The sequence below is a fragment of the Hyphomonas sp. UBA4505 genome (genome assembly GCF_002388685.1).
Taxonomy (GTDB): domain Bacteria; phylum Pseudomonadota; class Alphaproteobacteria; order Caulobacterales; family Hyphomonadaceae; genus Hyphomonas.
In genome coordinates this window covers 22,194-48,440 of record NZ_DGMZ01000002.1, presented here as the reverse complement: position 1 = coordinate 48,440, position 26,247 = coordinate 22,194, and the positions used below count along the sequence as shown (strand labels likewise).

At 60.4% G+C, this 26,247-nt stretch carries 25 protein-coding genes; 13 read left to right on the top strand and 12 right to left on the bottom strand.

Translation table 11 applies throughout. The features are described 5' to 3' along the window. Position 1: 1 nt before the first annotated feature. On the bottom strand, positions 2 to 1,207 hold the full coding sequence (locus B3527_RS00915; RefSeq protein WP_034815938.1) for an acyl-CoA dehydrogenase family protein: 1,206 nt from the start codon (positions 1,205 to 1,207) through the stop codon (positions 2 to 4). Between the two features lie 13 nt (positions 1,208 to 1,220). Continuing rightward, a complete protein-coding gene (locus B3527_RS00910; protein WP_290478674.1) occupies positions 1,221 to 2,336 on the bottom strand; it encodes an acyl-CoA dehydrogenase family protein in 1,116 nt (371 codons plus the stop codon). Positions 2,337 to 2,554: 218 nt separating this feature from the next. Here B3527_RS00910 and B3527_RS00905 point away from each other — a divergent pair, with 218 nt between their 5' ends. Further along, on the top strand, positions 2,555 to 3,148 hold the full coding sequence (locus B3527_RS00905; protein ID WP_206992309.1) for a hypothetical protein: 594 nt from the start codon (positions 2,555 to 2,557) through the stop codon (positions 3,146 to 3,148). Here B3527_RS00905 and B3527_RS00900 read toward each other — a convergent pair. Further along, positions 3,125 to 3,517 (bottom strand): VanZ family protein, encoded by a 393-nt coding sequence (locus tag B3527_RS00900; protein WP_290478675.1) that lies wholly within the window; start codon positions 3,515 to 3,517, stop codon positions 3,125 to 3,127. The genes B3527_RS00905 and B3527_RS00900 overlap by 24 nt on opposite strands. Before the next feature lie 109 nt (positions 3,518 to 3,626). On the opposite strand from B3527_RS00900, the gene pepN reads away from it, so the two are divergent. Both pepN and B3527_RS00890 read left to right on the top strand, forming a co-directional pair. Beyond that, positions 3,627 to 6,203, top strand: coding sequence for an aminopeptidase N (gene pepN / locus B3527_RS00895; RefSeq protein ID WP_290478676.1), 2,577 nt, complete (start codon positions 3,627 to 3,629; stop codon positions 6,201 to 6,203). 121 nt (positions 6,204 to 6,324) lie between these two features. Next, positions 6,325 to 8,709 carry an ATP-binding protein gene (locus B3527_RS00890; RefSeq protein WP_290478677.1) on the top strand — a complete coding sequence of 795 codons (2,385 nt, stop codon included), beginning with the start codon at positions 6,325 to 6,327 and terminating at the stop codon, positions 8,707 to 8,709. Here the strand turns inward: B3527_RS00890 and B3527_RS00885 are convergent. The 5 genes from B3527_RS00885 to B3527_RS00865 form a co-directional block, all read right to left on the bottom strand. Further along, entirely contained in the window at positions 8,706 to 9,308 is a 603-nt protein-coding gene (locus B3527_RS00885; RefSeq protein WP_290478678.1) for a histidine phosphatase family protein, read from the bottom strand. The genes B3527_RS00890 and B3527_RS00885 overlap by 4 nt on opposite strands. Before the next feature lie 7 nt (positions 9,309 to 9,315). Next, the gene (gene kdsB / locus B3527_RS00880; protein ID WP_290478679.1) at positions 9,316 to 10,125 is read right to left on the bottom strand and encodes a 3-deoxy-manno-octulosonate cytidylyltransferase; all 810 of its coding nucleotides are present in this window, start codon (positions 10,123 to 10,125) and stop codon (positions 9,316 to 9,318) included. Positions 10,126 to 10,135: 10 nt separating this feature from the next. Next, the gene (locus tag B3527_RS00875; protein WP_034815954.1) at positions 10,136 to 10,582 is read right to left on the bottom strand and encodes a hypothetical protein; all 447 of its coding nucleotides are present in this window, start codon (positions 10,580 to 10,582) and stop codon (positions 10,136 to 10,138) included. A gap of 157 nt (positions 10,583 to 10,739) precedes the next feature. Continuing rightward, positions 10,740 to 12,722 carry a M56 family metallopeptidase gene (locus tag B3527_RS00870; protein ID WP_290478680.1) on the bottom strand — a complete coding sequence of 661 codons (1,983 nt, stop codon included), beginning with the start codon at positions 12,720 to 12,722 and terminating at the stop codon, positions 10,740 to 10,742. Further along, complete coding sequence (locus tag B3527_RS00865) at positions 12,719 to 13,081, bottom strand: BlaI/MecI/CopY family transcriptional regulator (RefSeq protein WP_034815959.1); 363 nt, start codon at positions 13,079 to 13,081, stop codon at positions 12,719 to 12,721. The genes B3527_RS00870 and B3527_RS00865 overlap by 4 nt, the downstream gene beginning before the upstream one ends. Positions 13,082 to 13,262: 181 nt before the next feature. Between B3527_RS00865 and B3527_RS00860 the strand changes: the two genes are divergently transcribed. The 3 genes from B3527_RS00860 to B3527_RS00850 all read left to right on the top strand — a co-directional run bounded on the left by B3527_RS00860 (position 13,263) and on the right by B3527_RS00850 (position 16,889). Beyond that, entirely contained in the window at positions 13,263 to 14,003 is a 741-nt protein-coding gene (locus B3527_RS00860) for a DUF4197 domain-containing protein (RefSeq protein WP_034815961.1), read from the top strand. Continuing rightward, positions 14,003 to 14,983 carry an alpha/beta fold hydrolase gene (locus B3527_RS00855; protein ID WP_290478681.1) on the top strand — a complete coding sequence of 327 codons (981 nt, stop codon included), beginning with the start codon at positions 14,003 to 14,005 and terminating at the stop codon, positions 14,981 to 14,983. The genes B3527_RS00860 and B3527_RS00855 overlap by 1 nt, the downstream gene beginning before the upstream one ends. Before the next feature lie 91 nt (positions 14,984 to 15,074). Then, positions 15,075 to 16,889, top strand: a complete 1,815-nt coding sequence (locus B3527_RS00850; RefSeq protein ID WP_290478682.1) for an SLC13 family permease — start codon at positions 15,075 to 15,077, stop codon at positions 16,887 to 16,889. A 3-nt stretch (positions 16,890 to 16,892) separates the two neighbouring features. On the opposite strand, the gene B3527_RS00845 is transcribed toward B3527_RS00850, so the two are convergent. Further along, the gene (locus tag B3527_RS00845; RefSeq protein ID WP_290478683.1) at positions 16,893 to 17,360 is read right to left on the bottom strand and encodes a MarR family winged helix-turn-helix transcriptional regulator; all 468 of its coding nucleotides are present in this window, start codon (positions 17,358 to 17,360) and stop codon (positions 16,893 to 16,895) included. Positions 17,361 to 17,452: 92 nt separating this feature from the next. Here B3527_RS00845 and hppD point away from each other — a divergent pair, with 92 nt between their 5' ends. Genes hppD through B3527_RS00815 form a run of 6 tightly spaced genes read left to right on the top strand, consistent with a single transcriptional unit; the run spans position 17,453 to position 22,637 of the window. Further along, positions 17,453 to 18,544 (top strand): 4-hydroxyphenylpyruvate dioxygenase, encoded by a 1,092-nt coding sequence (gene hppD, locus B3527_RS00840; RefSeq protein WP_290478684.1) that lies wholly within the window; start codon positions 17,453 to 17,455, stop codon positions 18,542 to 18,544. Beyond that, on the top strand, positions 18,544 to 19,095 hold the full coding sequence (locus B3527_RS00835; RefSeq protein ID WP_290478685.1) for a VOC family protein: 552 nt from the start codon (positions 18,544 to 18,546) through the stop codon (positions 19,093 to 19,095). Before hppD ends, B3527_RS00835 begins: the two co-directional genes overlap by 1 nt. Before the next feature lie 3 nt (positions 19,096 to 19,098). Continuing rightward, entirely contained in the window at positions 19,099 to 20,247 is a 1,149-nt protein-coding gene (locus B3527_RS00830; protein WP_290478686.1) for an FG-GAP repeat domain-containing protein, read from the top strand. Beyond that, on the top strand, positions 20,244 to 21,254 hold the full coding sequence (locus B3527_RS00825) for a fumarylacetoacetate hydrolase family protein (protein ID WP_290478687.1): 1,011 nt from the start codon (positions 20,244 to 20,246) through the stop codon (positions 21,252 to 21,254). Before B3527_RS00830 ends, B3527_RS00825 begins: the two co-directional genes overlap by 4 nt. A gap of 46 nt (positions 21,255 to 21,300) precedes the next feature. Continuing rightward, a complete protein-coding gene (locus B3527_RS00820; protein WP_034815984.1) occupies positions 21,301 to 22,008 on the top strand; it encodes a CoA transferase subunit A in 708 nt (235 codons plus the stop codon). Next, positions 22,008 to 22,637, top strand: a complete 630-nt coding sequence (locus B3527_RS00815; protein ID WP_034815987.1) for a CoA transferase subunit B — start codon at positions 22,008 to 22,010, stop codon at positions 22,635 to 22,637. Before B3527_RS00820 ends, B3527_RS00815 begins: the two co-directional genes overlap by 1 nt. A gap of 28 nt (positions 22,638 to 22,665) precedes the next feature. On the opposite strand, the gene B3527_RS00810 is transcribed toward B3527_RS00815, so the two are convergent. Continuing rightward, positions 22,666 to 23,472 (bottom strand): DUF1206 domain-containing protein, encoded by an 807-nt coding sequence (locus B3527_RS00810; protein ID WP_290478688.1) that lies wholly within the window; start codon positions 23,470 to 23,472, stop codon positions 22,666 to 22,668. Between the two features lie 127 nt (positions 23,473 to 23,599). On the opposite strand from B3527_RS00810, the gene B3527_RS00805 reads away from it, so the two are divergent. After that, positions 23,600 to 24,793, top strand: a complete 1,194-nt coding sequence (locus B3527_RS00805) for an aromatic amino acid transaminase (protein ID WP_290478689.1) — start codon at positions 23,600 to 23,602, stop codon at positions 24,791 to 24,793. Here the strand turns inward: B3527_RS00805 and B3527_RS00800 are convergent. Beyond that, positions 24,790 to 25,713: a thioesterase family protein gene (locus B3527_RS00800; protein ID WP_290483954.1), complete on the bottom strand. Its 924-nt coding sequence runs from the start codon at positions 25,711 to 25,713 to the stop codon at positions 24,790 to 24,792. The two genes, B3527_RS00805 and B3527_RS00800, sit on opposite strands and share 4 nt — an antisense overlap. Continuing rightward, positions 25,710 to 26,135, bottom strand: coding sequence for a transcriptional repressor (locus tag B3527_RS00795; RefSeq protein ID WP_290483950.1), 426 nt, complete (start codon positions 26,133 to 26,135; stop codon positions 25,710 to 25,712). The genes B3527_RS00800 and B3527_RS00795 overlap by 4 nt, the downstream gene beginning before the upstream one ends. Positions 26,136 to 26,247 lie beyond the last annotated feature (112 nt).

Genomic DNA, 26,247 nt, shown 5'->3' with positions numbered 1-26,247 from the left:
TCTAGCCGCTTTTCATCTGGTCGAACGCAATGTCCTTGTCCACGCGGACATCCTGGGGCAGGCCCAGAACGCGTTCGGCGATGATGTTTTTCAGGATCTCATCCGTGCCGCCTGCAATGCGCAGGCCGGGGGCCCACATGAAGCTTTGCTGGAAGATGGCATCGGCTGGCATGCGATCTGAATCCGTCAGGATGCCGTAATGGTCCTGCATCTCGATGGCCGAGTTACAAATGTCCTGAAGGTGGTTGGCGGTGATGATCTTGCCGATCGAGTTTTCCGGTCCCGGTGTCTGGCCGCGTGACAGGGCCGTCTGCGTGCGGAACTTGGTCAGCTTGTAGCCTTGCGCGGCAACATACCAGTCGGCCAGTTTCTCGCGGAAAGCCTGATCAGACATGGTGCCGGCTTCCTTGGCATAGGCCATGATCTCCGCCCAGTCCGGGCCAGGGGAACCGCCCACGGCAAGGCGCTCGTTCATCAGTGTGACGATGGCCACTTTCCAGCCCTGACCGACTTCGCCGAGACGGTCGGAATCCTTGATGCGGACATCCGTGAAGTAGACTTCGTTAAACTCGCGACCACCAGATGCCTGGTGGATCGGGCGCACTTCGACGCCAGCCTGTTTCATGTCCACGATGAACATGGTCAGGCCCTTGTGCTTCGGCACGCTCGGGTCGGTCCGGGTCAGCAGGATGCCGTAATCGGAATAGTGTGCGCCGGAGGTCCAGACCTTCTGGCCGTTGATGACCCATTCGTCGCCATCCTTGACGGCGCGGGTCTTCAGGCCCGCAACGTCAGACCCGGCGGAAGGCTCGGAAAAGAGCTGGCACCAGATTTCCTCGCCCTTCATTGCCTTGCCGACATAGCGCTTCTTGTGCTCGTCGGAGCCGAACGCGATGACGGTCGGGATGCACATCCCGAGGCCGATGGTGAAGGGGCCGGTCGGAGCGTCGAACTTGCCTTCTTCCTGGTTCCAGATGACCTGCTGCATCGGCGTGCCGCCGCGCCCGCCGATCTCTTTCGGCCAGGTGATCTGGGCATAACCGCCTTCGGATTTTGTCTTCTGCCATTGCTTGGCAAGTTTCATGAATTCGCTGCCATCCACGCGCTGGCGCAGCGGCTTGTCGCCCTTGGGCTCGAGGTGCTTGCCGAGGAAAGCGCGAGCTTCGGCGCGGAATTCGGCTTCTTCTTTGGTGTCATTGAAGTCCATGAGTCATTCCTCCTTAGGCGGCATTCTTGTTTTCAAGGGTGCGGACGAGTTTTTCTTTCCACACTTTGGGCGCTCCGGCCTGAACGGCCAGCAGCTTGGCGCGGCGATAGAAGAGGTGGCAGTCCACCTCCCATGTAAAGCCCATGCCGCCATGGGTCTGGATGTTTTCCTTGGACGCGAACCAGAAGGCTTCGCATGCTGCAATGCGCGCCGCGGCGGCGGCTTCCGGCAGTTCGGCGGCACCCGTCGAGACGGCCCATGCGCCGTAGAAGCAGTTCGAGCGAGCAACCTCGTTCTTCACATACATTTCAGCGAGCTTGTGTTTGATCGCCTGATTGCCACCAATGGGGCGTCCAAAGGCGTAGCGTTCCTTGGCATAGTCGGTTGCCATTTCGAGGGCGCGGGAGGCGCCGCCCAGCTGTTCGAAGGCGAGCAGGACAGCCGCATGATCCAGGACCTGGTCATTCAGCATTTCGCCGTCGCCCGCGTTTCCAAGACGCGTGGCCGGTGCCTTGTCGAAGACGATCTCGGCATGGCTGCGGGTTGGGTCCAGTGTCTGGAGCGTCTTGCGGGTCACGCCTTCGCCGGTCAGGTCGACCAGGACCAAGCTCGCGCCGGAGCCTTCCTTGGCCAGCACAATGGCGTGCGTTGCGATATCGCCATCGGTGACCGGGACCTTGGTGCCCGAAAGCGTGGAGCCGTCGAAGGTCGTTTTCAGCGTATCCGCTGCTGGATTTCCAGGGCCTTCGCTGGCGGCGTAGCAGCCCACTACATCACCGCTGACGATACGCGGGAGGATTTCGGCCTGTTGCTCATTCGAGCCAGCCAGCTTCAGCGCTTCGGTGAAGAAGTAGACGGTAGAGGCCCACGGAACCGGAGCGAGGACGCGGCCCATTTCTTCTGCCAGCACGCACACTTCGAGCAGGCCCAAGCCGAGGCCGCCATGCTCTTCCGGGATGGCCGTGCCGAGCCAGCCCATTTCCACTACCTTGTTCCAGACAGTTTCATTGTGGCTGACATCGTCGTCATTCAACACCAGACGGACGGCCGTCATGGGGCATTCGGCTTCGAGGAATTTGCGGGCCTCATTGCCGAGAAATTTCTGGTCTTCGGAAAAGTCGAAGTTCATGTCGCTTGCGCTCCCCTTTGTGGCCGGTCGGGCCACTCTTTTTCTTCAATGATGAGCAAAATAGCGCGGTTTACGTGCGCGGAAACCCGTCACCCAACGGAAACGCGAAAATCCACTTTTGGTGGGAAATCGTGCCGGTAGGTCAAATTTCATCGATCGGTTTCACTGCGTTGAAAGGCCCAGATGGCAAAAATCACGTCTGAATTCGGGAGCAACTGATGGCCAAGGCGTTATTTCACAAATCGCAGCGCGTCTTCGTGAAGCCCGTCGGAACGTGGGCGCTGATCGAAAAAGTCGTGCCGCATTGGGTCAAGGACGTGGATGAACCGCTCCGCGTGACCTATGAGTGCGGATTGGGACGCAGTTTCCAGTCTCATGAACTGGCGGCTGAAGAGAGCTTGGCGAGGGATTCGCATGTCCTGCGCCCGGATGACGATGATTCCCTGCTGGAGCACTGGCATATCGCTCGCCGCCGCGCGAAATGGCGGGCCAGTATTGGTGGCCTCGGCATCAGTGATGTCGGGACCTATCCCGTTGTTGTGACGGATGAAGATGACCAGGGCGGTTGGCGCGTCACGGGCGGCGAATATGATCGCGACCCGCAACGTATCGAGCATCAGGCCCGCATGATCGCCTGCACGCCGGACTTGTTGCAGACCGTACGTCAGATCGCGGACTTCTGTCAGGAAAAACCGGATGACTGCCCGTCCGAACTCAAGCAGGTCGCCCAGCGTTGCGCATCGATCCTGCGCTTTGTCTATCAGCTGGATGACGCGGCTGAGGCAGATTCAGCGACGGTCGCGGCTGAATAGCCGCCCCTGTCGACCAAGTACCCCGACAACAAGAACTCCGACCAGCGCGCCGCCCAGATTGGCCGCAACGTCAAGGCAGGACCCCTCGCGTCCGGCCTCGCCAAGCATTTGCGCAATCTCAAGCCCGATACCGAACAAGGCTGATATGCTGAACGCCAAAGCAGCCGGGCGTGGGCCCACCCCGAACGCCACCGAGAGCGGCGCGGCAAGGGCGGCGTAGGCTGCAACGTGCTTGATCTTGTCCGACAATTGAGGAGCAGGGGCCTCACTGACCGGGACAAGGGAATAGACTGCGATAATGATCGCCAGTCCGATTGCGGCAAGACCCGCCAGACTGCGGATGAGGGGATGAGACAGAAGTGCGCGCATCAGGCCTCGCCATTCGGGTTGATATCTGCAGACGCATGGGCGCTAGCCCTCGACGTTGCCAGCCAGACTCCCTAACTGAAAGACTGAAATCCTGTTTGCCGGAGAAAACATGCGCACTGAAGCCCCCATTGCCGTTCAATTGTCGGATTATTCGTCCTATCCCTTCGAAATCGAGCAGGTGGATCTGAGGTTTGACCTTCATCCGGATGCGACGCGGGTGCGCGCCGATCTGAAGGTCCGCCGGACAGGTGACGCGAACGCGCCCCTGGAGCTTGACGGCGAAGCGCTGGAGTTGAAGTCGATCGCAATTGATGGCGTTGCAGTGCCGGATGATGCTTACCAGCTGACGGAGACCGGACTGACGCTGGCAGAGGTGCCAGACGCGTTTACGCTGGTTACCGAAGTCGAGATCGCGCCCTCAAAGAACACTGCGCTGTCGGGTCTCTATATGTCAGGCGACCGTTTCTGCACCCAGTGCGAAGCCATCGGATTCCGTCGCATTACGTTTTATCCCGACCGTCCGGATGTGATGAGCCGCTTCACCGTGCGCATGACGGCCGACAAGGCGACCTATCCCATCCTGCTGTCGAACGGTACGCCGGGCGAGGCAGGCGATGTGGATGATGGTCGTCACTTTGCGGTATGGGATGATCCGCACAAGAAGCCGGCCTATCTCTTTGCGCTCTGCGCTGGCGATTATGATGTCTACTCTGATCAGTTCACCACCATGAGCGGCAAGACCATCGATCTGGCAATTCATGTCGACAAGGGCGATGCGGATCGTGCGGCCTGGGCCATGGACAGCCTCAAACGCTCAATGAAATGGGATGAGGAGACCTATGGCCGGGAGTATGATCTCGGCGTGTTCAATATCGTGGCTGTGCGCGACTTCAATTTCGGCGCCATGGAGAACAAAGGTCTGAACATCTTCAACTCGGCCTATGTGCTGGCTGACGAAGACACCGCGACCGACGCAGATTTCGAGGCCATCGAAAGCATCGTCGCCCATGAATATTTCCACAACTGGACTGGCAACCGGATCACGTGTCGAGACTGGTTCCAGTTGTGCCTCAAGGAAGGCCTGACGGTTTTCCGTGATCAGAATTTTTCTGCCGACATGCGCTCGCGCCCAGTGCAGCGGATAAAGGACGTCATCCGCTTGCGCGCACGCCAGTTTGCCGAGGATGCCGGCCCATTGGCGCACCCGGTGCGCCCGACCACCTATGGGGCCATCGATAATCTCTACACGGCCACGGTCTATGAAAAGGGCGCGGAGATAATTGGCATGCTGCGCCGGATGCTCGGTGAGGAAACCTATCGCAAAGGCATGGACCTCTATTTCGACCGTCATGATGGACAGGCTGTCACCATCGAGGATTTTTATGCCTGTTTCGAAGAAGTCAGCGAGCAGGACTTCGCTCAGTTCCGACTCTGGTATTCGCAAGCTGGAACGCCAGAAATCACGATGGAAGAAAGCTGGAATCCGGAAACGCGCGAGATTGCTGTCACGCTGAAACAGAAGACGCCAGCAACACCCGGCCAACCAGCCAAGAAGCCGATGCTGATCCCGATGGAAATGGCGTTGATCGACGATGAAGGCAACATGGCTGAATGGATCACGCTTCTGGAAGATGAAGAACTGACCATGACCTTCGACCTGCCGGAAGGATCTGAACGCCCTCTGGTGTCGATCAATCGCGACTTTACCGCGCCGGTACGCATCAAGCGAGCGCTCAGCCGCGATGACCAACTCGCGATGATCCGACTGGAAACGGACCCGTTCAATCAATGGGACAGTGTGCAGAACCTCGCCAAGCAAGAAATTCTGGCCCTGTCCGAAGGATCGCAGGCAGAGCCGGATGATGCGCTTGTCGAAGCGATGGCTGTGGCTATTCGCGGCGCGGTGGACGACCCGGCCTTCGCGTCGCTCCTGACACGCCTGCCGGATGTGGGTGAACTGTTCCAAGAACGGCAGCCGGCTGACCCTGTGGCGTTGAACACCGCGCGCAAGAAACTGCAGGCAGCCCTCTACAGCAAGCTCTCCGATTTTGTGGATGACATTCTCGCCAAGTCTTCCCCGGAACCCTATGATCCGGGTGCAGAGCAGGCGGGTGAACGCGCCCTGCGCACGGCATTGATCAACCTGTTGGCAGCATCAGGCCACGACGAAGCGGGTGAGCGCCTTCTGGGTCTCTATAACGCCGCCACCAACATGACCGAGAAGCTCGCTGCGTTGCGCGGCCTGGCAGGGCTGGAAGGCGCGGCGCGGGAGACTGCACTGGCCGATTTCGAGAGGACGTGGAAATCCAACCCGCTGGTCATGGACAAATGGTTTGGCGTACAGGCGGGTACCGGTGATGCCGCAACCGTTTCAAAACTGGCGGCGCATCCGGATTTCGACATGGGCAACCCCAATCGCGTCCGCTCGGTCGCGGCGGCTTTTGCAATGCAGAATCTGTCCGGGTTTCACGCGCCGGACGGCTCTGGATATGAAGTCATCGAAGGCATTATACTTAAGGCCGACAAGGTGAACCCTGCGCTCGGTGCCCGTCTGCTGACTGCGTTTGAACAGTGGCGCATTCTGGAGCCGAAGGCGAAGGCAGAGGCAGAAGCCTGCCTCCGCCGTCTGCAAGCTGCTGATTTGTCAAAGAATTCTGCAGATATCGTGTCCCGCGCGCTGAGCTAGGCGGCGGAACCCGTTTTCTGGGTTAACGAAATCTGTACCTTTGTTAAGAATTGGGCAAGGATTACGATAGAAAACCAAAGCTGAGCCCTTGTTTTTCTAAGGAATCGGCACAGGAAGCACCTTGTCCAAGTCGGTTATCCCTCCGCAAACGGATACTGTCGCTGCGGGAGTCCCCAGTCGCGATGACCGGCGGCTGAAATGGACGATCATTGCGATTATCCTGTTGCTGGCAGGCGCACTTGGCCTGAAGGCCTGGGAAGAGCGCCAGACGGCCGACTCCACGCTTCTGGGTGCGCTTGAAGCCAATTCTTCGACCATCGCAGCGCGGCTATCCGGTCATGCAGGCACAGCTGAAATGGCGATGCGGCTGATTGCCGATGCAGGCGCGTCCCGCTCGGCAGTCGCCTCCGCTACGCCAGGTGTCGATGTGGTCGTTTCTCTGCAGGAGGCCCGCCTGGCACCTGAGGGCAGCCGTCTGCTGGCGGCTGTGCCGGTTGTAGAAGCCATGCTGGCCGGAGGGCATCGGATCGGTCTGTCGGGGCAGGGTGACATTGTCGTGGCTACCACGGCCCCGGATGGCGAAATCATCTTGGCGCTTGCCCCGGCGGGCACATGGTTGCCGGCAAGCCGGGCAGGTACCGGCATTTTCGTCACCGACAAGCATCTCAGTGCCGGGACGATCCTTCCCGGCACAGCGGGCATGTTACCTGCCACGAAGTTTCGTGCCCTCGGCTTGCTCGACCGCGCCGCGACAGGGTGCGCGCCGGTCGGCGGCAGTGCTTTGCAGGTGTGCACCAGTCAGGCCACGCCGCTGTTCACGCTGGACGATTTTATACGGCTCCTGATTTTTGGTCTGCTGCTGGCAGCGCCCATGCTGGTCATTCTCGGACTGATGAACCAGCTCTCGCGAGAGCCTGAAGTCACGTTCGTTGAACGCGCGCAGGAGATCGAATCCGACCGGTTCATGAGCCCGGTCATGCTGGGTGTGCGTGCAGGCTATTGGGAGTGGTCAGACGATTCCAGCGCGGTTTATCTCAGCGATGCGGCATCCGAGTTGATGGGCATGCTGGGCGATGGCGAGATCACGATTGATGAAATGCTGCCGCAGGTACACCCTGAGCATCAGAAGCGGGTTCAGGACGCCTTTCGCAAAGGCTACAAGGACGGCTGGGTGCAGACCAGTTTCGTGACCAGTTTCCAACCGGCCCGCTGGATGGAATTGCGTGGCAGTGTGACGCCTCATGCCGAGACCGGGGCGAATGTCTATGGCGGCGTACTGCTGGATATTACCGAGCGCAAGCAGGCCGAGGACCGGATCAAGGCGGCCGAACGCCGACTGCGTACGGCTATCGAAGGCTTCAATGGTCCTTTCGCCCTGTGGGACAATCGCAAGCGTCTGCTCTATTGGAACCGGGCCTTTGCCTCCGACCTCCAGCTCGAGGAAACCTTGCGGCCGGGCATGGCGCATCACACCGTGAACATTGCACGGGCTGGGGCCTTGCGTTCAGAACACCCCTCTTTGGAAGATCCGCAGACGACCTTGCTGGAGCTCAACACCGAGCGCTGGATCAAACTGGTGGAGCGCCCCACGCTTGATGGGGGCCTGATCTCGGTTGGCGTGGATGTCACAGAGAATGTCCGCAATGAGGAAGAGCTGAGGAAGCAGAAAGCCAAGATGCACAAGACCGCCCTGGACCTTGAACGGTCTGAAGGGCGCGAGCGTGAACTGTCTCGGAAATATTCCGAGGAGAAGGCCAAGGCCGAACATGCGGCACACACGAAATCAGCCTTCCTGGCGAATATGAGCCATGAGTTGCGCACGCCGTTGAATGCGATCAATGGTTTTTCCGAAATCCTGTCGAATGAACTTTACGGCCCGATGGGGGACGAGCGTTACAAGGGCTATGCGCAGGACATCCTGACTTCGGGCCAACACTTGCTGGACATGATCAACGATATTCTCGACATGGCGAAGATCGAGGCGGGCAAGATGACAATCGACCCGCAGCCCATTGATCCTGTGGACCCGGTCGACGCGGCTGTGCGCATGATCCGTCGCAAGGCAGAGGACAAGGAAATCGAGATGGTGCTGGATGCCCAGCCCAATATACCTGAGATCGATGCCGACCATCGGGCGATCCGCCAAATGGTGCTGAACCTCGTATCGAATGCGATCAAGTTCACCGATGCTGGCGGCAAGATCACGGTCGCGGTCGAGCAGCGCGGACCGGAAATCTATGTCGGCGTGACCGATACCGGTATTGGTATCCCGGCTGAAGACCTGCCGCGCCTCGCGACGCCGTTCGAGCAAGTCTCCGGCACCAAGGACCGCAATTACGAAGGCACAGGGCTTGGCCTTGCACTGACGAAATCCTTTGCCGAAATGCATGGGGGGCGGATGATCCTGTCCTCCATCGAAGGGGAGGGCACGACGGTGGCGTTTACCTTGCCGATCTCCGGCGCACGCGAATTCGTCGATGAGACCAATGCGCGGGACGTCGCCTAGGGACGCAGGTTCCAGCTGGTGATGCACGACGTGGCGCCGTCTATTTCGACAACGCCCCAGGCCCCGGTCTTCAGCTTGCGGTCGAGATCGTCTGGCTGAACATCCACGACATCTGGCAGGAAGCGTGCGATGCCGTTTGAGGTGACGATCAGTGCCGTGTCTTCCGCGTTCAGGCCGGCGGCGCGCTCCAGCAGGCTGCGCCAGCCCTCGCGGAGCGCGTCCGCATCCACGCGCCAGCCCTCCGGCGGCGTGGCATCACGCTCCCAGGCTTCGAGCGCTGCTTCGCCAATCCGTGCCACGACCTTGTCTTCCGGCTGGTTTTCGTCCGGGCCGTAATCGACTTCGGTCAGGAAAGGCAGGACGATAAGCGCAGGCGCGCCGGTGTGCATGCCGATCATGGCCCGTGCGGTCTGCCGTGTACGCATCAGCGGAGAGCAGAAAGCGGCGACAAATCGGGTGTCCGCGAAATGATTAGCGAGCGCGTCAGCCTGTGCCAGTCCGGATGCGGACAAGGGAAGGTCTGTGCGTCCGCCGACACGGGTGACCGTGTCGCCCTTGTCGAACGTGTTTCCGTGCCGGACGATGATCAGTCTTGCCATGGTCCGGTCAGTCCTTCAGCGGGTCGCCATGGGTTGCAATCAGGCGCTCGGCGAGGGCCACGTCTTCCGGCGCATCAATGCCGGGAATGGCGATTGTGTCCGACTCGACTTCGACACATTGCACGCTCATGCCGTTCTCGAGGAAGCGCAGCTGTTCGAGACCTTCGAGCTTTTCATAATGGCCTTCCGGCAGGCTGACATATTTGCGCAGCGCGGGGAGGCGATAGGCATAGAGGCCAATATGGCGGCAGACCGGAGACATGTCGCCTTGCTGGCGCAGCGCGTCTTCCTTGCGGATGGCGGGGATCAAATTCTTGGAAAACCAGAGCGCGCGCCCAGCGGCGTCATGCGCCAGCGTTGTGCCGGAGAAGGGGGTGGTTTTCTTGTGCGCGCGGAAGTCGTCGAGCGCCTGCCAGGTCAGGCGGACATAGGGCGTGGCGGCATCGGCGCCGGAACTGGCGGCGGCTTCGGCGACGGCGACAACATGTGCGGGTGGGGTAAAGGGCGAGTCGCCCTGCAGGTTGACGACAACGTTTGGCGTGACCCCCATCGCGTCGACGGCGGCGAGGGCACGATCCGTGCCGGACGGGACGTTCGGATCGGTCATGACGACCTCAATGCCGAGGTCCCGGCAATGGCTGGCGATGCGCTCGTCATCGGTGGCCACGACACTTGCAGCATCATCCAGTTCAGCGGCGGCACGCGAAGCCATCGCGGCCACCCGGCTCACCATGGTGCGGCCGGCGATCTCGACCAGAGGCTTGCCGGGGAACCGGGTGGATCCATAGCGGGCGGGGACAACGATCAGCGTTTTCATGGCCGCGCTCTTACATGGCTCGCGGCGGGTTGCCTACATCATCTTCGCGCATTTGTTGCATGAGGCCGATGATCGGCGCGACCCACTGCAAGGCCTCTTCGTCCACACCTTCATCGCGCAGGAAGCCCGTCAGTGCAGGGGCGAACTGATCGCTCTGCCCACATTCCACCAGCGCCAGTTCCAGTTCAGGGATGACGACATTCTGGAAGCTGTCAGCAAAGTTCTGAAGGTCGTCTGTCCGCGACATCAGCCGCATCGTGGCGAATGTGTTGAGTTCGCCCTCGCTATCAGTAATGCGCCGCAGGTCGTTGATCAGACCACGATTTTCGGAAGCGAACTCGCCGAGGATACGGTCGGTCTTGTATTCGACCCATTCCTGCGTGCAGGGCTCAGGCGCTGTGACACAGGCAGCGAGCGGGCAGGTGGCAATGGCCATTGTGGCGAGCAGGCGTTTCATGGAAATCCTCCGGAGCGCGATTCAGGGGGCCACCCTAGACGCCGATCCCATTACCGCAAAGCGCGGGACTCATTCGCAAAAAAAAGCCCCCGACGCAATGGGACCTGCGCCGGGGGACTCCGCCTATGCATTCCGTGCAATGCGCGAGCGGGACCCGTTATTCGTCTGTCGTGTCGGTTTCAATCGTGATCGTGTGGCTGGACGAACCGTTGACCTGCTTCTTGAAGGCCTTCTTTTCGGCGGCGTCGAGCTTGTCGCTCTTCATCACGGATTTGATCGTCGCCTTGGCTTTCAGCGTGTCCTTGTCGCCCTTGATGCAGGCGATCTTCACGTCCCTGGTCTTGTCCTGGCTACTGCTCTTTTCGAGGATCCGGGTCTCGCCCTCTGCCAGATTGGCGTCGCGGCATTGCTCGACCAGATCGGTCAGTACGATATGGGTATGCTCCATTTCATCCTCGAACTCCTCGCCATAGGCGATCTCGATCTTGCGTTCGAGCGCATCGGCATGGGCTTCGATGCGAGCCTCAAGGGCGTCCATCTGGGGTTCAAAGCGGGTTTCCCAGGCGTCTGCATGAGCTTCGGCGCGCTCGGCAATCGCTTCGGCATGGGCTTCCCATTCCTCGGCCTGTGCCTCGACCTTCTCTGCCCAGGCTTCCCACTCGGCTTCGGATTTCGGCATGGTTTCGTCGGTGAAGCTGAAGGCCATCTCCATCTTCCGGTTCAGCTCTTCGTCAAAGCCTTCGAAGGCGAGTTCGATGTGCGGCATGGAGGCCACCAGAGTTTCGATTTCGGCCGTTTCAGCTTCGATCTTTGATGTCAGGATTTCAATTTCCCGCTCAAGTTCCGGCGTCATCGCATCGACCGAGAAAGGATCGCCGATGATGACGACCTGCCGGTCCTCGACCTTGTCGCCATCGATGAACAATGTGCCATCCTTGAAGTGCAAACTGCGATGCTGGGGAACTGGGTTGATGTTGTCGGGTTCTCCGCCCGCGAGTTCGGCCATATCGACCTTTTCATCGGCTTCGGCAGAGGCACAGGCGGTGGCTACGAAGGCTGACGACATGAGGGCCGCGCTGCCGAGAAGTCCGGAAACACCTGCGCCGAGCAGACGCCGCGAGCGGGAGGGGCTGGGTGTGGTCATGCGGATCATTCTTTCCTTCAGGGCGTGAGTCAGGGGCAGGCTGGCCGCGGCGGTCAGGCGCTCCGGCAGGGCAAGCTGAACGGCCTTCAACAATGTCTCACCATAGGCGTGAGGGGAGGACGCTCCGGATTTCAGCACATCGCTGTCGCAGGCTGCTTCCTGATCGGTGCGGAAGGCGCGTCGTGCAATATAGGCCAGCGGATTGAACCAGAGTGCAGAAACGAAGATTTCCGACATCTGCAAGGCCCAGAGGTCGCCGCGCTTGATATGCGTCAACTCGTGCGCCAACGCTGCCCGTTGCTGGGACACGGTATAGTCTTCCTCGAACCAGGCCGGTAGCAGAACAGTCGGGCGAAAGAGGCCGGAGACCAGCGGGCCAGATGAAATGAAGCTGGTGGAAATCTGCGGAGTGCGCTTCAGGCCGATCTGCCGGGCCACATCGTCGGCAAGGCTGGCGAGCTCGGGCGAGGCAGGCATCTCTTCGCGGCGCAGGGTCTGCATGAAACTGTGGTGTGCAAACGAACTGCGGGCAAGCATGTAGATGGCTCCGCCAGCCCACACGGCCAACACGGTTCCAAGAAGGAGTCCGCCCAAAACAGGCTCGGACAGTTCCGGGAAGGCCGCAGGACCATGAGCCACTTCGAACAGGGGGCTCGAAGCCTCAGGACCGGTTGTTGGCGGAGCCCAGACGGCGTTGGCTGCGGATCCTACGGGTTCAGGTGAGCGAACGAATGCAGGTGCAGCATCTGCCGTCCCAGCCGCCGCAGGTGATTGAGACTGGAACATCTCAAAGAACCCGGCCAGCGGCGTGGGCATGGAAAGGGGAGGCAGGACAAGCCGGGCCAGCGGAATTGCCCAGAGCGCATAGGCGACACCCGCGCCGAACTGCCGGGCAACATGCTTGCGCGCAAACAGAATGAGCGCGATCAGGACAGACACCGCAATCACGGTCTGTACGCCATAGGTGAAGTTGAGGCTGTTCAGGTCGAAAATCATTTCTTCAACTCCCCTAGAAGCTTTTCAAGTTCTGCGATGTCATCGGCCGTAAGACCGCGCGTATCAGCAAGGTGCGCCACGAGGGGGGCTGCGCGACCGGAAAAGACCTGGTCGACGAACTGGCGAGCGGCCCCGGCCTTGTAGGTGCCTTCCTCGACGAGGGGATAGTAGAGATAACGTCGGCCATCTTCCTCAGTGCTTAGCGCGCCCTTCTCCACAAGGCGGGCCAGCAAGGTCTTGACGGTGCGGCTGGTCCAGTCCTTTTCGGTGCCCAGCGCGTCGTGGACATCCGAGGCGGCAAGGCCCGGCCGCGCCCAAAGCACGCTCATCACGTCGAGTTCTGCATCGGAAATCTTCATAGTGTAGAACCCCTCTCTGGACTACAAGCGTAGTCGTATGACATGACTACATGCGTGGTCAACAAATTTTCCATGACACGTTCGTAAGGTGAGCTGGCGCTGCAGCAATACATCCTCGTGTGGCTTCTATTCAGTCACGGCGTCGAGTACGGTCATCTGGAGAAAACTGGAGGAGACGGCCATGAGACCAATGATGATCGCAGCTATGGCGCTGCTGACGGTGCCGGTGGGCTGCGCGACCACGGGCAGCTCTGGTGATCTGGGGCGGGTTCTGGGCGAGGTGATTGGCCAGCAAACAGGGCAGGGCGGTGCGCTCAGCCAGGCCGAAATTGATGCCGGTCTCCGCGAAGCGCTCACAGTGGGCACCAACATCGTGGCAGCGCAACTGGGCCAGACCAATGGCTATTTCGGAGATTCGGAAATTCGTATTCCGCTTCCGAAAACCTATCGGGATATCCAATCCGGCCTGTCGCGCGTCGGGGCGAGCGGTCCACTGGATGACCTGGAATTGCGTATGAACCGGGCGGCGGAGGCAGCTGTGCCGGAGGCAAAGACGCTGGTCATAGGAGCGATCCGCCAGATCACGATTGAGGATGCTGTACGCATCCTGAATGGCGGCGACACAGCGGCGACAGACTACCTGCGCGAGAAGACCGAGAGCCAGCTGCGTGCGTCATTCACACCCTATGTCAAAACGTCGCTTGCACAGGCGGGTGCATTCACGTCACTTGAGCAGGTCGCCAATAGCTATGGCGTCGGGGGAGTCACCTCCAGCCTGCAAAATGACTTGACCAATCACGCGGTCACACTGGGACTGGATGGCATGTTCCACTACGTGGCTGCAGAGGAGAAGAAGATCCGTGAGAATCCTGTGGCTCGGACGACCGATCTGTTGCGGCGCGTCTTTGGATCGAGGGGCTGATGCGTCGATTTACGTATGAGGCCAAAGCCGGCGGAGAGATGGCCGGCATTGAATTCGGTGACCCAATCAAGCCCTTCTCTGCGGTATGGCTGCATGCGACCGGATTCAATGGAATGACCTATCAGTCATTGCTGGCGCCCCTCGGGCTTCGCCAGCGTGTGGCGGCGCTCGACATGCGGGGGCATGGTCGTTCCACATTGCAGGCCAAACCCGGCCGCATGAAATCCTGGAAACGCCACCGCGACGATGTGATCGAGTGGTTGGAGAAAGAAGCGCCACAGGGCGTGATCCTGGGCGGGCACTCCATGGGCGGGTGCGTGGCCCTGTTGGTGGCAGGCAAGCGACCCGATCTCGTCAAAGGCCTCGTACTGGCCGACCCGGTAATCATGTCGAAATCGGTTTATTTCTGGCAGCATATGCTGTCGCCTATTTCATTCCTTCTGCGGCGCAATGCCATGGCCCGTCAGGCCAAGAAACGCCGCGCTGAGTTCGGATCGTTCCGTGAGGCGCTTGAGTCCTATACAGGTCGCGGCGCATTCAAATCATGGCGCGAGCCCTTTCTGGCAGATTACCTGCTGGATGGTATTGAACGCACCGACCACAATTCTGCTGATAGCGATGAGCAGACCTGGCGTCTGCTGTGTGAGCCGAAATGGGAAGCAGCGACCTTTGCCGCCCAGCGCAACCGGCCTTGGGGTGCCCTACGCCGCGTAAAGAAACACCATATCCCGATGACCATTTTGAGGCCGACCCGGGATTCCGTGATCAGCGACAAGGTGCGCGCGCGATTGATCCTGTCCTATCCCGCCATGATGATGAAGGCGGTGCGCGGCACGACCCACTTCCTGCCGATGGAAGCGCCTTATGAAGTGCGCGACCAGCTGTCGGCCTTCCTTGCGCGCCTCGTCGAGCGGTTCACGCTTGAGGAAGATGCCTTCGTGGAACGGTCGCTGAAAGTGCGGCGGCGCGGGTCCAGATAGGGCTGGCCATATCGGCTGGATTTAGAAAAGCTCAGTAGTGGAACAATTCGCGGTCATGTAAGGATGCGCGGTTGCCATTGGAGCTGACCCCATGCCCGCTGATATTCTGGCCCTGCCGGGGGTAGAGATTGCCATCGTGCTGTTGCTGGTGGGGATCGTGTTTTTCGGTTTCGTGAGGGAAGTCCTGCCGGCGGATGTCGTCGCGCTGCTGGCGATGGGCGCATTGTTGCTCACGGGTATTTTGTCGGTGCCTGAGGCACTTTCGGTCTTTTCGAATTCCGCGCCGATCACGATTGCGGCCATGTTCGTGTTATCGGCGGCGCTGGAGCGAACCGGGGTGATTGATGCGGCTGGACGGCTGGTCTCGCGACTCGCCAGCCGGGCGTCGCCAGTAGTGGCAATGCTGGCCATGATGCTGGGCGTGATGATCCTGTCCGCCCTCATGAACAATACGCCAATCGTCGTGGTGCTGATCCCTGTGGTGATCCAACTCGCGCGGACGATCGGCGTGACGCCGTCAAAACTGCTGATTCCGCTTTCCTTCGCGGCGATCTTTGGCGGTACGACGACGCTGATCGGCACCTCGACCAACATCCTTGTGGACGGCGTCGCTCAGGAGGCGGGGCTGGCCCCGTTCGGCGTGTTCGAGATCACAGGCGCCGGGGTGATCCTCGCGCTGGTCGGGGCTGCCTATCTCGCATTGACTTCGCCCTTCCTGTTGCCGACGCGGGAATCGCTGGTGGACATGTTGCCGAATGCGAAGGACCGGCGATTTCTGGCGCAGATATTGATCCCTTTGGGGTCGCCGCTGATCGGAAAGACGGTTTCCGAAACCGGGTTTTCTGCAGAGAAGGGATTCAAGGTAATTGATGTCTTCCGGGATGGATTGTCGCTGAGGGCGGATTTGCGCGACCTGTCGATCCAGGCCGGAGACCGGATCGTCTTGCGTACACCGGTCTCAGAAGTCCTGACACTGAAGGAGGCAGGCAGCATCGCCATTGGTGCGTCGGCCTCCGATGCGCGGCCTGCCTTTGAACCGATCCAGACCAGCGAGACCGTCATCATGGAAGGCGTGATCGGGCCGCAATCGCGGTTGACCGGCCGGTCGCTGAATGGGCTCGGCCTGGCACGCCTCTATGGTGTCTACGTGCTGGCGATCCACCGGCGCGGGGAGAATGTCACCAATACAGACGACATCCGCTTCGACGTGGGCGACACGGTCCTGTTGGAGGGTCCGGCACGGGGCATGCGTCAATTGTTTGATGATGGCATTCTCAACAATCTTACCGAGACGACCGAGCGCGCCATGAGACGGGGCAAGGCACCCATCGCGATTGTCGCGCTGGTGTCGGTGATGGGGCTGGCTGCGCTGGGCGTGCTGCCGATTTCGGCGCTCGCGCTGATTGCGGCAACATCCGTCGTTGCGCTCGGATGCCTGGACCATCAGGAAGCCTATCGCGCGATCCGCTGGGACATCCTGATGCTGATCTTCGGCATGCTGGCACTTGGCACGGCAATGGAGAAAACCGGTGCGGCCAGCCTGCTGGTCGGGCATCTTGCCGGACTGACGGGCCGGATGGGGCCGCTGGCCGTGTTGGCGGTGCTCTACCTCGTCACATCCTTCCTGACCGAAATCATGAGCAATAATGCTGCCGCGATCCTGCTGACGCCCATCGCCATTGGGTTGGGAAGTCAGCTGGGCATTGATCCACGCCCTTTTGTCGTGGCCGTGATGTTTGCGGCCAGTGCGAGCTTTGCGACCCCCATCGGCTACCAGACCAATACACTGGTCTACAGTGCGGGCGGGTACAAATTCTCGGACTTCCTGAAGATCGGAGTGCCGCTGAACCTCGTCATGTTCGCGGCGTCCATGATCGTCATCCCGATGTTCTGGCCGTTGGCCTGAGCATTACCAGAGCGGGCGGTCAGGGGAGGCGGCATCGGCGAGTTTGCCCATCAGGCGTTCGAGCTGTTTCTGCTCGTCTTCCGTCAGGCTGCTGGCCAATTCCTGTTCCGCGCCGAGCGCCATCGGTACGATGAGTTCGTACACATCGCGGCCAGCCGGCGTCAGGAAGAGCTGGGAGCGCCGACCATCGGTCTCTGACGTCTTGCGCTCCAGATAGCCCATCTGGATCATGGCAGCGATGGCGCGGCTGACCGCGACCTTGTCCATGGCGGTCAGCTGGCCGATTTCGGTGGCACTGATGCCGGGCCGGTCGCCGGTCACGGCCATGACCCGCCACTGCCAGATCGAGAGACCGAATTCGCGGTCATACAGGCTCGCGATCCGCGTCGAGATCGTGTTCGACAGGACCGACAGGCGGTAGGGCAGGAATTCGCGCAGGCGAAGCAAAGAAACGTTTTCAATATCAGGCATGGATTACTGATTCAGGGTTGCGTTCCGCCTGTCAAATAGTTACATATGAAACTAATAGTTTTGACCCCCCGGAATTACGACTGGAGCGCACCATGGCAGACCTTTTTGAAAATCCCGCCGGCCTCGACGGTTTCGAGTTCATCGAATTTTCCGCGCCTGAAAAAGGCCATCTGGAAGCGGTGTTCGAGCTGATCGGCTTCACAAAGATTGCCCGCCACCGGACCAAGGATGTCGAGCTGTGGCGCCAGGGCGGTATCAACCTCATCACCAATTACGAGCCCAAATCCGCGGCATGGTATTTCGCCCGTGAGCATGGCCCATCCGCCTGCGGCATGGGCTTTCGCGTGCGCGATGCCCGCAAGGCCTACCAGCACCTTCTGGCTCAAGGCGCCGAGCCGGTGAACGTGAATACCGGCCCGAGCGAGCTGCACATTCCAGGCATCCGCGGCATCGGCAATTCCATCATCTACCTGATCGACCGCTATGGCGACGATCTCGATATCTATGACATCGACTTTGAATACCTGCCGGGTGTGGACAAGAATCCTGTTGGCGCCGGCTTCAAGCTGATCGATCACCTGACGCACAATGTTTATGGTGGCCGGATGAAATATTGGGCAGATTTCTATGAGAAGCTCTTCAACTTCCAGGAAATCCGCTATTTTGACATCAAGGGCGAATATACCGGCCTGACCTCCAAGGCGCTGACGGCGCCGGACGGCAAGATCCGCATCCCGCTGAACGAGGAAGGCGAGGGCGGCAAGGGCCAGATCGAGGAATTCCTGCGCGAATACAATGGCGAAGGCATCCAGCATATCGCGCTGATCTGTGACGATCTCTATGCGTGCTATGACCGCCTGAAAGAACGCGGCGTGCCCTTCATGACCGCGCCGCCGGCCGCCTATTACGAGATGCTGGACGGGCGCCTGCCGGGCCATGGCGAAGACGTTGAGGGCCTGAAGGCCCGCGGCCTGTTGCTGGACGGCACGACCGAGGGCGGGGAGCCGCGCCTGTTGATGCAGATTTTTGCGCAGGCGCAGATCGGCCCGGTCTTCTTCGAGTTCATCCAGCGCAAGGGCGACTACAAGGACGGCTTCGGCGAGGGCAATTTCAAGGCCTTGTTCGAAAGCATGGAACGTGACCAGATTGAGCGAGGCGCGCTCAAGGTAGAGGAGGACGCGTAATGACGGCTCCCGCTCCCCTGAAAGGCGTTCACCATGTTGCCTATCGCTGTAAGGATGCGAAGGAGACGGTGGAGTTCTATCGCGATGCGCTGGGCATGGATTTCCAGCTGGCCATTGCCGAGGACAAGGTGCCGTCGACGGGCGCGCATGATCCGTACATGCATGTCTTCCTGGATGCCGGGAACGGCAATGTTCTGGCCTTCTTCGAACTACCGACCCAGCCGGACATGGACCGTGACCGGAATACGCCGCAATGGGTGCAGCATATCGCCTTCCGTGTCGGCTCCATGGATGAGTTGATGGCGACCAAGGCCCACCTCGAAGGCATGGGCCTCGACGTGCTCGGCCCGACGCATCACGGCATCTTCAAGTCGATCTATTTCTTTGATCCGAATGGCCACCGCATCGAACTGGCCGCCGACATCGGCACGCCGGAGCAGATGGCGCAGCTGAAAGACGTTGCCCAGCCGATGATCGAGGAATGGAGCGCGACCAAGAAGGCGCCGCGCCATGCCGCTTGGTTGCACGAGAAAATCGCAGACGAAAGCTGAACCATGAAACTCGCCACACTGAAGACTGGGACCGTGTCGGTGGTATCAGTTCTACTCGCCGCGTGTGCGTTACTGCCTGCCCATGCTGACCGGCTGGTGATCCCGCTGACAGACACTGAGAGCCTGACTCATTTTGAAGAGTTCAACTGGTTTGGCGGCGAGAATGATTTCAGCGCCGGGATCAGCTTCGCGGATTTCGATGGCGATGGGGATCTCGATATTGTCTCGGTGAATGGCCGCCACTGGCCCGTTGCCGATGTGTTGCTGTTGAATGATGGCAAAGGCCACTTCCCGATGGCAGCAGAGATCGGGGAATGGCGTACAACTGGTTATGGCGGTTGCCCGGCGGATATCGACGATGATGGTGACATGGACCTGCTCGTCCCGCGGGACTGGCTGCCTGTCGCCGTGTTCCGCAATGACGGGGCAGGGCATTTGACGGAGGCTGGGGAGATTGGCGAGGCCAGCGCGGCGCGCGACTGCGCAATGGCGGACATCAACAAGGACGGCGCGGCGGATCTCATCATCGCAGACCGAAAGGGCGGCTCCTTCATCGCTCTGGGGCCGCTCGGGCCCGACGCAAGAACGGTTCAATTGTCCGACCTGCCTGCAGTTGGGGTCACAACCGGCGACCTGAATGATGACGGTGAGGTGGACATGGTTCTCGCCCTGCGCGGCGATGCGACACTCGCGGTTTTCCTGAGCAATGGTGACGGGTATGCCGCGCCGGTGCTCGTCGGCAACGCAGAATGGGAATCCCGCTCCGTGGCGCTGGGAGACTGGGATGGGGACGGCGACCTTGATCTTGTTACGGCCATATTGTCAGGTGCGAACCGTGTGTTCCTGAATGAGGGGGACAGGTTTCCCCGCGCCGCGCTGATCGGCCCGGAGGACGAGGTATCACAGGGCTTGCGCGTGATTGATCTCAACGCCGATGGCCGCCCGGATGCCATCTTCGCCAATGAAGGCCCGAACGCGGTTGTGATGAACATTGAAGGCCTGCCGCAACGGACCCTGTTGCCGGGCGATGAAGACACGTACGATCTCGCGGTGGGTGACATGAACGGCGACGGCCTGCCGGATATCGGCTTTGCCAATTCGGACGCGTCCAACACACTCTTTTTCCTGAAACGCAGCGGAGATACTGAATGAAACTCGCCACACTGAAGAATGGTGCCCGCGATGGCCGCCTTGTTGTCGTCTCGAAGGATTTGACCCGCTACACGGATGCGGCAGGCATCGCGCCGACGCTGCAGGCGGCGCTCGACAAATGGGATGTCTATGCCCCGAAGCTGCAGCAGCTGGCCGAGCAGGTGGAACTGGGCAGCGTGCCGACCGCACGTTTCCACGAGCATGATTGCGAAAGCCCGCTGCCGCGTGCCTATCAGTGGGCGGACGGGTCGGCCTATATCAATCACGTCGAACTGGTGCGGAAGGCACGCGGCGCGGAAGTGCCGGAAAGCTTTTATGATGATCCGCTGATGTATCAGGGCGGCTCCGATGCCTTTCTGGGCCCGCGCGATGCAATTCCGCTGGGTGACATGGCATGGGGCTGTGACATGGAAGGGGAGATCGCCGTTATCACCGATGATGTGCCGATGGGTGCGAGCGAGGCGGAGGCCGCTGATCACATCAAGCTGGTCATGTTGTGCAATGACGTCTCGCTGCGTGGCCTGATCCCCGGCGAACTGGCCAAGGGGTTCGGCTTCTTCCAGTCCAAGCCGCCAAGCGCGTTCTCGCCGGTCGCGGTCACGCCGGACGAGCTGGGCGAGGCGTGGCAGGGTAGCCTTGTCCATCTGCCGCTGCATGTGGACTATAATGGCCAACCATTCGGCCGCGCCGAGGCCGCCGAAGACGCCACGTTCAGCCTTGCACGGCTCGTTTCCCACGCGGCCAAGACGCGGCCCCTGTCAGCAGGCACGGTGATCGGCTCTGGCACGGTCTCCAACAAGGGCGCCGATGGTGGCCCCGGAAAACCTGTCAGCGAGGGTGGTCTCGGCTATTCCTGCATCGCCGAAATCCGCATGATCGAGAAGATTGCGACCGGCGAATTCAAGACCCCCTTCATGTCACCGGGCGACGTTGTGCGGATGGAAATGCTCGACAAATCCGGGCATTCGATATTTGGGGCAATTGAACAAACGGTCGAGCAGGTCTAGAACCCCTGCTGCACCGCAGCATTACCCAAGGGGAGGCCCGCACTTCATGGCGAGCAAGATATACAAGACGGCCGCAGACGCGCTGGATGGCGTGCTGTTCGACGGCATGACGATTGCCGCAGGCGGATTCGGCCTTTGCGGCATTCCGGAACTGTCCATCGCGGCGATCCGCGAGGCCGGCACCAAGGACCTCACCGTCTATTCCAACAATGCGGGCGTTGATGAGTTTGGGCTCGGCGTGTTGCTACAGACCAAGCAGGTCAAGAAGATGTGCTCGTCCTATGTCGGCGAGAATGCAGAATTCATGCGGCAATACCTCTCCGGCGAGTTGGAGCTGGAATTCAACCCGCAAGGCACGCTGGCCGAGCGCATGCGCGCTGGCGGCGCAGGCATTCCGGGCTTCTACACCAAGACGGGCGTCGGCACGCTGGTGGCCGAAGGCAAGGAAGAGAAGGTCTTCAATGGCGAGACCTATATCCTGGAAGAGGGGATCTTCGCAGACCTGGCCATCGTGAAAGCCTGGAAGGCCGATACGACCGGCAATGCGATCTTCCGCAAGACTGCGCGCAACTTCAACCTGCCCGCCGCGACCTGTGGCAAGATCTGCGTCATGGAAGTCGAGGAAATCGTCGAGCCGGGCGAACTGGACCCCGACGCGATCCATCTGCCGGGCATTTATGTGCACCGTCTTGTGCAGGGCGAATTCGAAAAGCGGATTGAACAGCGGACTGTCCGCAAGAAGGAGAGTGCCTGATGCCTTGGGATCGTAACCAGATGGCGGCGCGGGCCGCGCAGGAACTTGAAGACGGCATGTATGTGAACCTCGGCATCGGCATTCCGACGCTGGTGGCGAACCATATTCCGGACGGCGTCAACGTCACGCTGCAATCGGAAAACGGCATGCTGGGCATGGGACCGTTTCCCTATGAGGGCGAAGAAGACGCGGACCTGATCAATGCTGGCAAGCAGACGATTACCGAGCTTCCCCAGACAGCCTACTTCGACAGCGCTACCAGCTTCGGCATGATCCGGGGTGGCAAGATCGCCATGGCGATCCTGGGCGCGATGGAAGTGGCTGAGAATGGCGACCTGGCGAACTGGATGATCCCCGGCAAGCTGGTCAAGGGCATGGGCGGTGCGATGGACCTTGTGGCTGGTGTCGGTCGTGTCGTGGTGATCTCCGATCATGCGAACAAGCGCGGCGAGTCCAAGATTCTGAAGGAATGCACGCTGCCCCTGACCGGCCTGAAAGTGGTCGACCGGATCATCACCGATCTTTGCGTGATGGACGTGGTCGAGGGCGGCCTGAAAATCGTCGAACTCGCGCCGGACGTAACGCTGGACGAGGTGAAGTCGAAAACCGAGGCCACACTGGTCGACTAATCACAATGAACTGACAGTCGGCGCGCGCCTAGAGTGCGTCGCCTGACAGTTTGGGCACGATGCGATAGCGCGCCATCACGAAGCAATAGACCGCGAAGCCTGCAAGGCCAGCCCCTGCGAGCGCGAGCAGGATGCGTCCGAACGTCTGTGTCTCCAGAATGCGCAGTGCTTCGCCAAGGCCGGCGGCATGTTCCGGGTTGGCGGTTATGCCAGCGGTCAGGATCAGACCACCAACAATCAGCAGGACGAAGCCATGTGCGGCAAGACCGAAGCGGACGACGGGCTCGAGCTTCTCCGCCATTTCCTTGCGGACGATATCTTTGCGGTGAGCCGCCTTCCACGATTTCACGAACAGGTAGATGGCAACGCTTAGCGTCGTGATTCCAGCAGTGATAACGACCAGTCGACCTCCCGGGTGCTGCATCAGGGATGCGCTCCAATTCTCGGCGGAGGAATCGTTGCCGCTGGCCTGCGCGCCCTTCATCAGGATGAGGATGGCCGAGACGCCGAGGGCAGCATGGGTCAGGCCTGACATGATCTGACCTGCGCGATTGGCGTAGCCTTCGGCATCATCGCCTTCATTTTCGAGGTCCATGATGCCGTCCACTAGTCGCCAGAGTGTGTAGGCGAAAAGGCCGGCGGCCGTGATGGCCAGCAGCACGGCACCAAAAGGCTGGCGGATCAGGAAGTTCAGCGCGCCGGAGGTGCCTTCGGCCTCACCGCCATTCAGGGCTGCAAAAAAAGCGAGCCCGCCTACGATCAGGTAAACCATGCCTCGCGCCCCATATCCGGCCCGCATGAGCCATTCGAGGGCGGTATTGGCGTGGTGGGTCATCAGGGGCCTTTCTGTATCTGAGGAGTAAAGCCCCGACGCGACAATCGGTTCCGTACGTGGCGGTTGCCGTGGCATCCACAACTGCATAGGGTCCGGCGCGACTTCCCAGAACAAACGGATTTCCAATATGTCCCAATTCTCGACCCTGACACCCATGCCGGCGGATGCACTTCTCGGCCTGATGACGGCTTATCGCGAAGATCCACGCGATGAAAAATTCGACCTGGGTGTCGGCGTCTACAAGAATGACAAGGGCGAAACCCCGGTGATGTCGGCCGTGGCCAAAGCCGAGGCGCTGATCCTGAAATCCCAGACCACAAAGGTATATGAAGGGCCGCGCGGCAATACCGACTATTGCGCCGCCATCGAAGGCTTCGTGTTCGGGGAAGGGGCGGCCGCTACCCAAGAAGGGCGTACGCTGTCGTTCACCGCACCGGGCGGATGTGGCGCACTGTTCCTTGGCACCGGCCTTATGAGCCGGATGGGCGTCAAGACGGTCTGGGTGTCGAACCCGACCTGGCCCAACCATCCGAACGTCGTGCGCTTCATGGGACTGGACGTTGCCGAGTATCCTTATGCTGATCCGGAGACGGGTGAGCTTGATCTTGCTGCCATGCTGGCGGGCATCGAAAAGGCCGAACGCGGGGATGGCATCATCATCCAGGGACCTTGCCACAACCCAACCGGCATCGACCTGACCATCGAGGACTGGAAAAAAGTCGGAGCGCTAGTGAAAAGCAAGGGCCTGATCGCGATGCTGGACGTTGCCTATCATGGCTTTGCGAAGGGGCTGGACGAAGACGTCAAAGGCGTGCGCGCGTTCATCGAGGCAGCGGGCGAAGCGCTGGTCTCCTATTCCTGCTCAAAGAATTTCGGCCTGTACCGCGAGCGCGCAGGCTGTTTCCTTGCCGTGGGCGAGTCGGCTGAGGGCATCGCGGCGGCGTCAACACATGTCGCAGCGCTGGCGCGAGCGAGCTATTCCATGCCGCCAGCGCATGGCGCAGCGATTGTTGCCACCATCCTGAACAATGCAGACCTGCGCGCCGAATGGGAGGCCGAACTGACGCAGATGCGTGAACGGATGACCTCGCTGCGCAAGGCGCTGGCCGAGACGTTGGTCGAGAAGACCGGTTCCAACCGGCTCGGCGCGGTGGCGATGCAGAATGGCATGTTCAGCCAGCTGCCGCTGTCGAAGGACGGCATCACGGCGATGCGTGAGAAGAGTGGTCTTTACATGCCAAATTCGGGACGCATCAATATCGCCGGACTAAACCTGAAGGATATTCCGGCTGTGGCAGATATCATCGCCAAGGAAGCCTAGATTTCAAGGCCGGGCGCCGCCATTTCGGTCAGCTCACTTATCATTTCGGGCGGCGCTGGGATGGCCTTGCGCGCATCGAGATCCAGCGTGATAGCGGTCGCCTGCATGGTGGCCCAAGGCGTACCTTTGGCCGGATCCATCATCCAGTGAATCAGATTGTGCGTCTTTCCAGAGGCGCCGCCAAATGAGGTGTAGAGCTCATACAAATCACCGGCGACGGGCATCGCATGGTAGCGGAGCCTGTATTCCAATACTGCAGCACCCATGCGCAGATCGCCTGCCGTGTCGGCCACTCGCTTGCGCCAATTGTAGAGAATATTTGGCACTGAATCCGAGGTGCGCCCGATCATCCAATAGGGCTGCATGCGCCCATGCACGTCGAGATGTTGGGGCGGAATGGCGCCGCGTCCGGCGAGGGGAGCGCCGACCTTCTTTATCCGGTCGAGCGTGATGTCTGACAGCGGCAGGCCGGGCGCCGACATGTCGATGGAGCGTGGCGCGGATTCCTCGGGCGCGGTGTCTGTGAAATTCGGGAAGGCCGCGCGGGTTCGAGAACTCCAGGGGAAAGGTTTGCGCATGGTGGTGTCGACATGTAGCACGCGCGTGCGCATGGCGGCGGCGAGCGATCCGTCTGCGTGGCGTAGTTCCTGATAGATCAGGGCGCTGTCTTCGTCCGTTTCCAGCACGCAACCATTCATGGTGAGCGGCCGGCCGGGCAAAACTTCGCGTACGAAGCGGATATGCTGATCGACTGGAATGATCGTCGATGGCGACGACGCCTTGAAAGCGTGTGGCATGCCGAGGTCCGGCGCAAAGGCGGCGAGGCCTTCCAATTGCTTCTCGACATAGACGCGCACATTCATGTGCCCCATCTCGTCGCAATCCCACTGATTGCAGCTCCCCCTCCACAATGTGATCATGCGGCGCAGTCCCGGCATTTGCCGCGCACTTCCACGACGGCACGGCTCATCTGGAAGCCTGCGGCGGTTGTTTCAGCGTCGAGCGCTTCATTCGTTGCTGTTGCGTGCAATTCCTCTGCGCCATGGCAGGTGTCGCAGATGAGGAACACCGCAGAGTGATTGTGGCTGGCATGGCCGCAAGCGACATAGGCGTTCAGGCTTTCGATCTTGTGGGCGAGGCCGGTCTCCTGGAGGAAATCGAGCGCGCGATAGATGGTAGGGGGCTTGGCAGAGCCTTCGCCGTCGAGATTGGCCAGCAAATCATACGCCTTGGCGGGCGCTGTGCTCTCAAGCAGGAGGCGCAATACCTTGCGGCGAATGCGCGTCATCCGCTGTCCGCGCCGCATGACGAGGGTTTCCGCCTCATTGAGGAAAGCATCCACGTCCTGGGGGCTGCACGGGGTGTTTGCGTGAATGTGACTATGTGATTGGGCCATGCCTGCAATGTCGTGCGTTTCGGCCGGAATGTGAAGGCCCCTGTCCCCAGCTTTACAG

Excerpts from the sequence above, each read along its gene's own strand:
- B3527_RS00820 (WP_034815984.1), top strand. The coding sequence starts at position 21,301 with ATGGCGAGCAAGATATACAAGACGGCCGCAGACGCGCTGGATGGCGTG.
- B3527_RS00825 (WP_290478687.1), top strand. The coding sequence starts at position 20,244 with ATGAAACTCGCCACACTGAAGAATGGTGCCCGCGATGGCCGCCTTGTT.
- B3527_RS00900 (WP_290478675.1), bottom strand. The coding sequence starts at position 3,517 with ATGCGCGCACTTCTGTCTCATCCCCTCATCCGCAGTCTGGCGGGTCTT.
- B3527_RS00850 (WP_290478682.1), top strand. The coding sequence starts at position 15,075 with ATGCCCGCTGATATTCTGGCCCTGCCGGGGGTAGAGATTGCCATCGTG.
- B3527_RS00870 (WP_290478680.1), bottom strand. The coding sequence starts at position 12,722 with ATGATTTTCGACCTGAACAGCCTCAACTTCACCTATGGCGTACAGACC.
- B3527_RS00905 (WP_206992309.1), top strand. The coding sequence starts at position 2,555 with ATGGCCAAGGCGTTATTTCACAAATCGCAGCGCGTCTTCGTGAAGCCC.
- B3527_RS00830 (WP_290478686.1), top strand. The coding sequence starts at position 19,099 with ATGAAACTCGCCACACTGAAGACTGGGACCGTGTCGGTGGTATCAGTT.
- B3527_RS00885 (WP_290478678.1), bottom strand. The coding sequence starts at position 9,308 with ATGGCAAGACTGATCATCGTCCGGCACGGAAACACGTTCGACAAGGGC.
- B3527_RS00800 (WP_290483954.1), bottom strand. The coding sequence starts at position 25,713 with ATGATCACATTGTGGAGGGGGAGCTGCAATCAGTGGGATTGCGACGAG.
- B3527_RS00815 (WP_034815987.1), top strand. The coding sequence starts at position 22,008 with ATGCCTTGGGATCGTAACCAGATGGCGGCGCGGGCCGCGCAGGAACTT.
- kdsB (WP_290478679.1), bottom strand. The coding sequence starts at position 10,125 with ATGAAAACGCTGATCGTTGTCCCCGCCCGCTATGGATCCACCCGGTTC.
- B3527_RS00810 (WP_290478688.1), bottom strand. The coding sequence starts at position 23,472 with ATGACCCACCACGCCAATACCGCCCTCGAATGGCTCATGCGGGCCGGA.
- B3527_RS00845 (WP_290478683.1), bottom strand. The coding sequence starts at position 17,360 with ATGCCTGATATTGAAAACGTTTCTTTGCTTCGCCTGCGCGAATTCCTG.
- pepN (WP_290478676.1), top strand. The coding sequence starts at position 3,627 with ATGCGCACTGAAGCCCCCATTGCCGTTCAATTGTCGGATTATTCGTCC.
- B3527_RS00855 (WP_290478681.1), top strand. The coding sequence starts at position 14,003 with ATGCGTCGATTTACGTATGAGGCCAAAGCCGGCGGAGAGATGGCCGGC.
- B3527_RS00915 (WP_034815938.1), bottom strand. The coding sequence starts at position 1,207 with ATGGACTTCAATGACACCAAAGAAGAAGCCGAATTCCGCGCCGAAGCT.
- B3527_RS00835 (WP_290478685.1), top strand. The coding sequence starts at position 18,544 with ATGACGGCTCCCGCTCCCCTGAAAGGCGTTCACCATGTTGCCTATCGC.
- B3527_RS00910 (WP_290478674.1), bottom strand. The coding sequence starts at position 2,336 with ATGAACTTCGACTTTTCCGAAGACCAGAAATTTCTCGGCAATGAGGCC.
- B3527_RS00860 (WP_034815961.1), top strand. The coding sequence starts at position 13,263 with ATGAGACCAATGATGATCGCAGCTATGGCGCTGCTGACGGTGCCGGTG.
- hppD (WP_290478684.1), top strand. The coding sequence starts at position 17,453 with ATGGCAGACCTTTTTGAAAATCCCGCCGGCCTCGACGGTTTCGAGTTC.
- B3527_RS00805 (WP_290478689.1), top strand. The coding sequence starts at position 23,600 with ATGTCCCAATTCTCGACCCTGACACCCATGCCGGCGGATGCACTTCTC.
- B3527_RS00865 (WP_034815959.1), bottom strand. The coding sequence starts at position 13,081 with ATGAAGATTTCCGATGCAGAACTCGACGTGATGAGCGTGCTTTGGGCG.
- B3527_RS00875 (WP_034815954.1), bottom strand. The coding sequence starts at position 10,582 with ATGAAACGCCTGCTCGCCACAATGGCCATTGCCACCTGCCCGCTCGCT.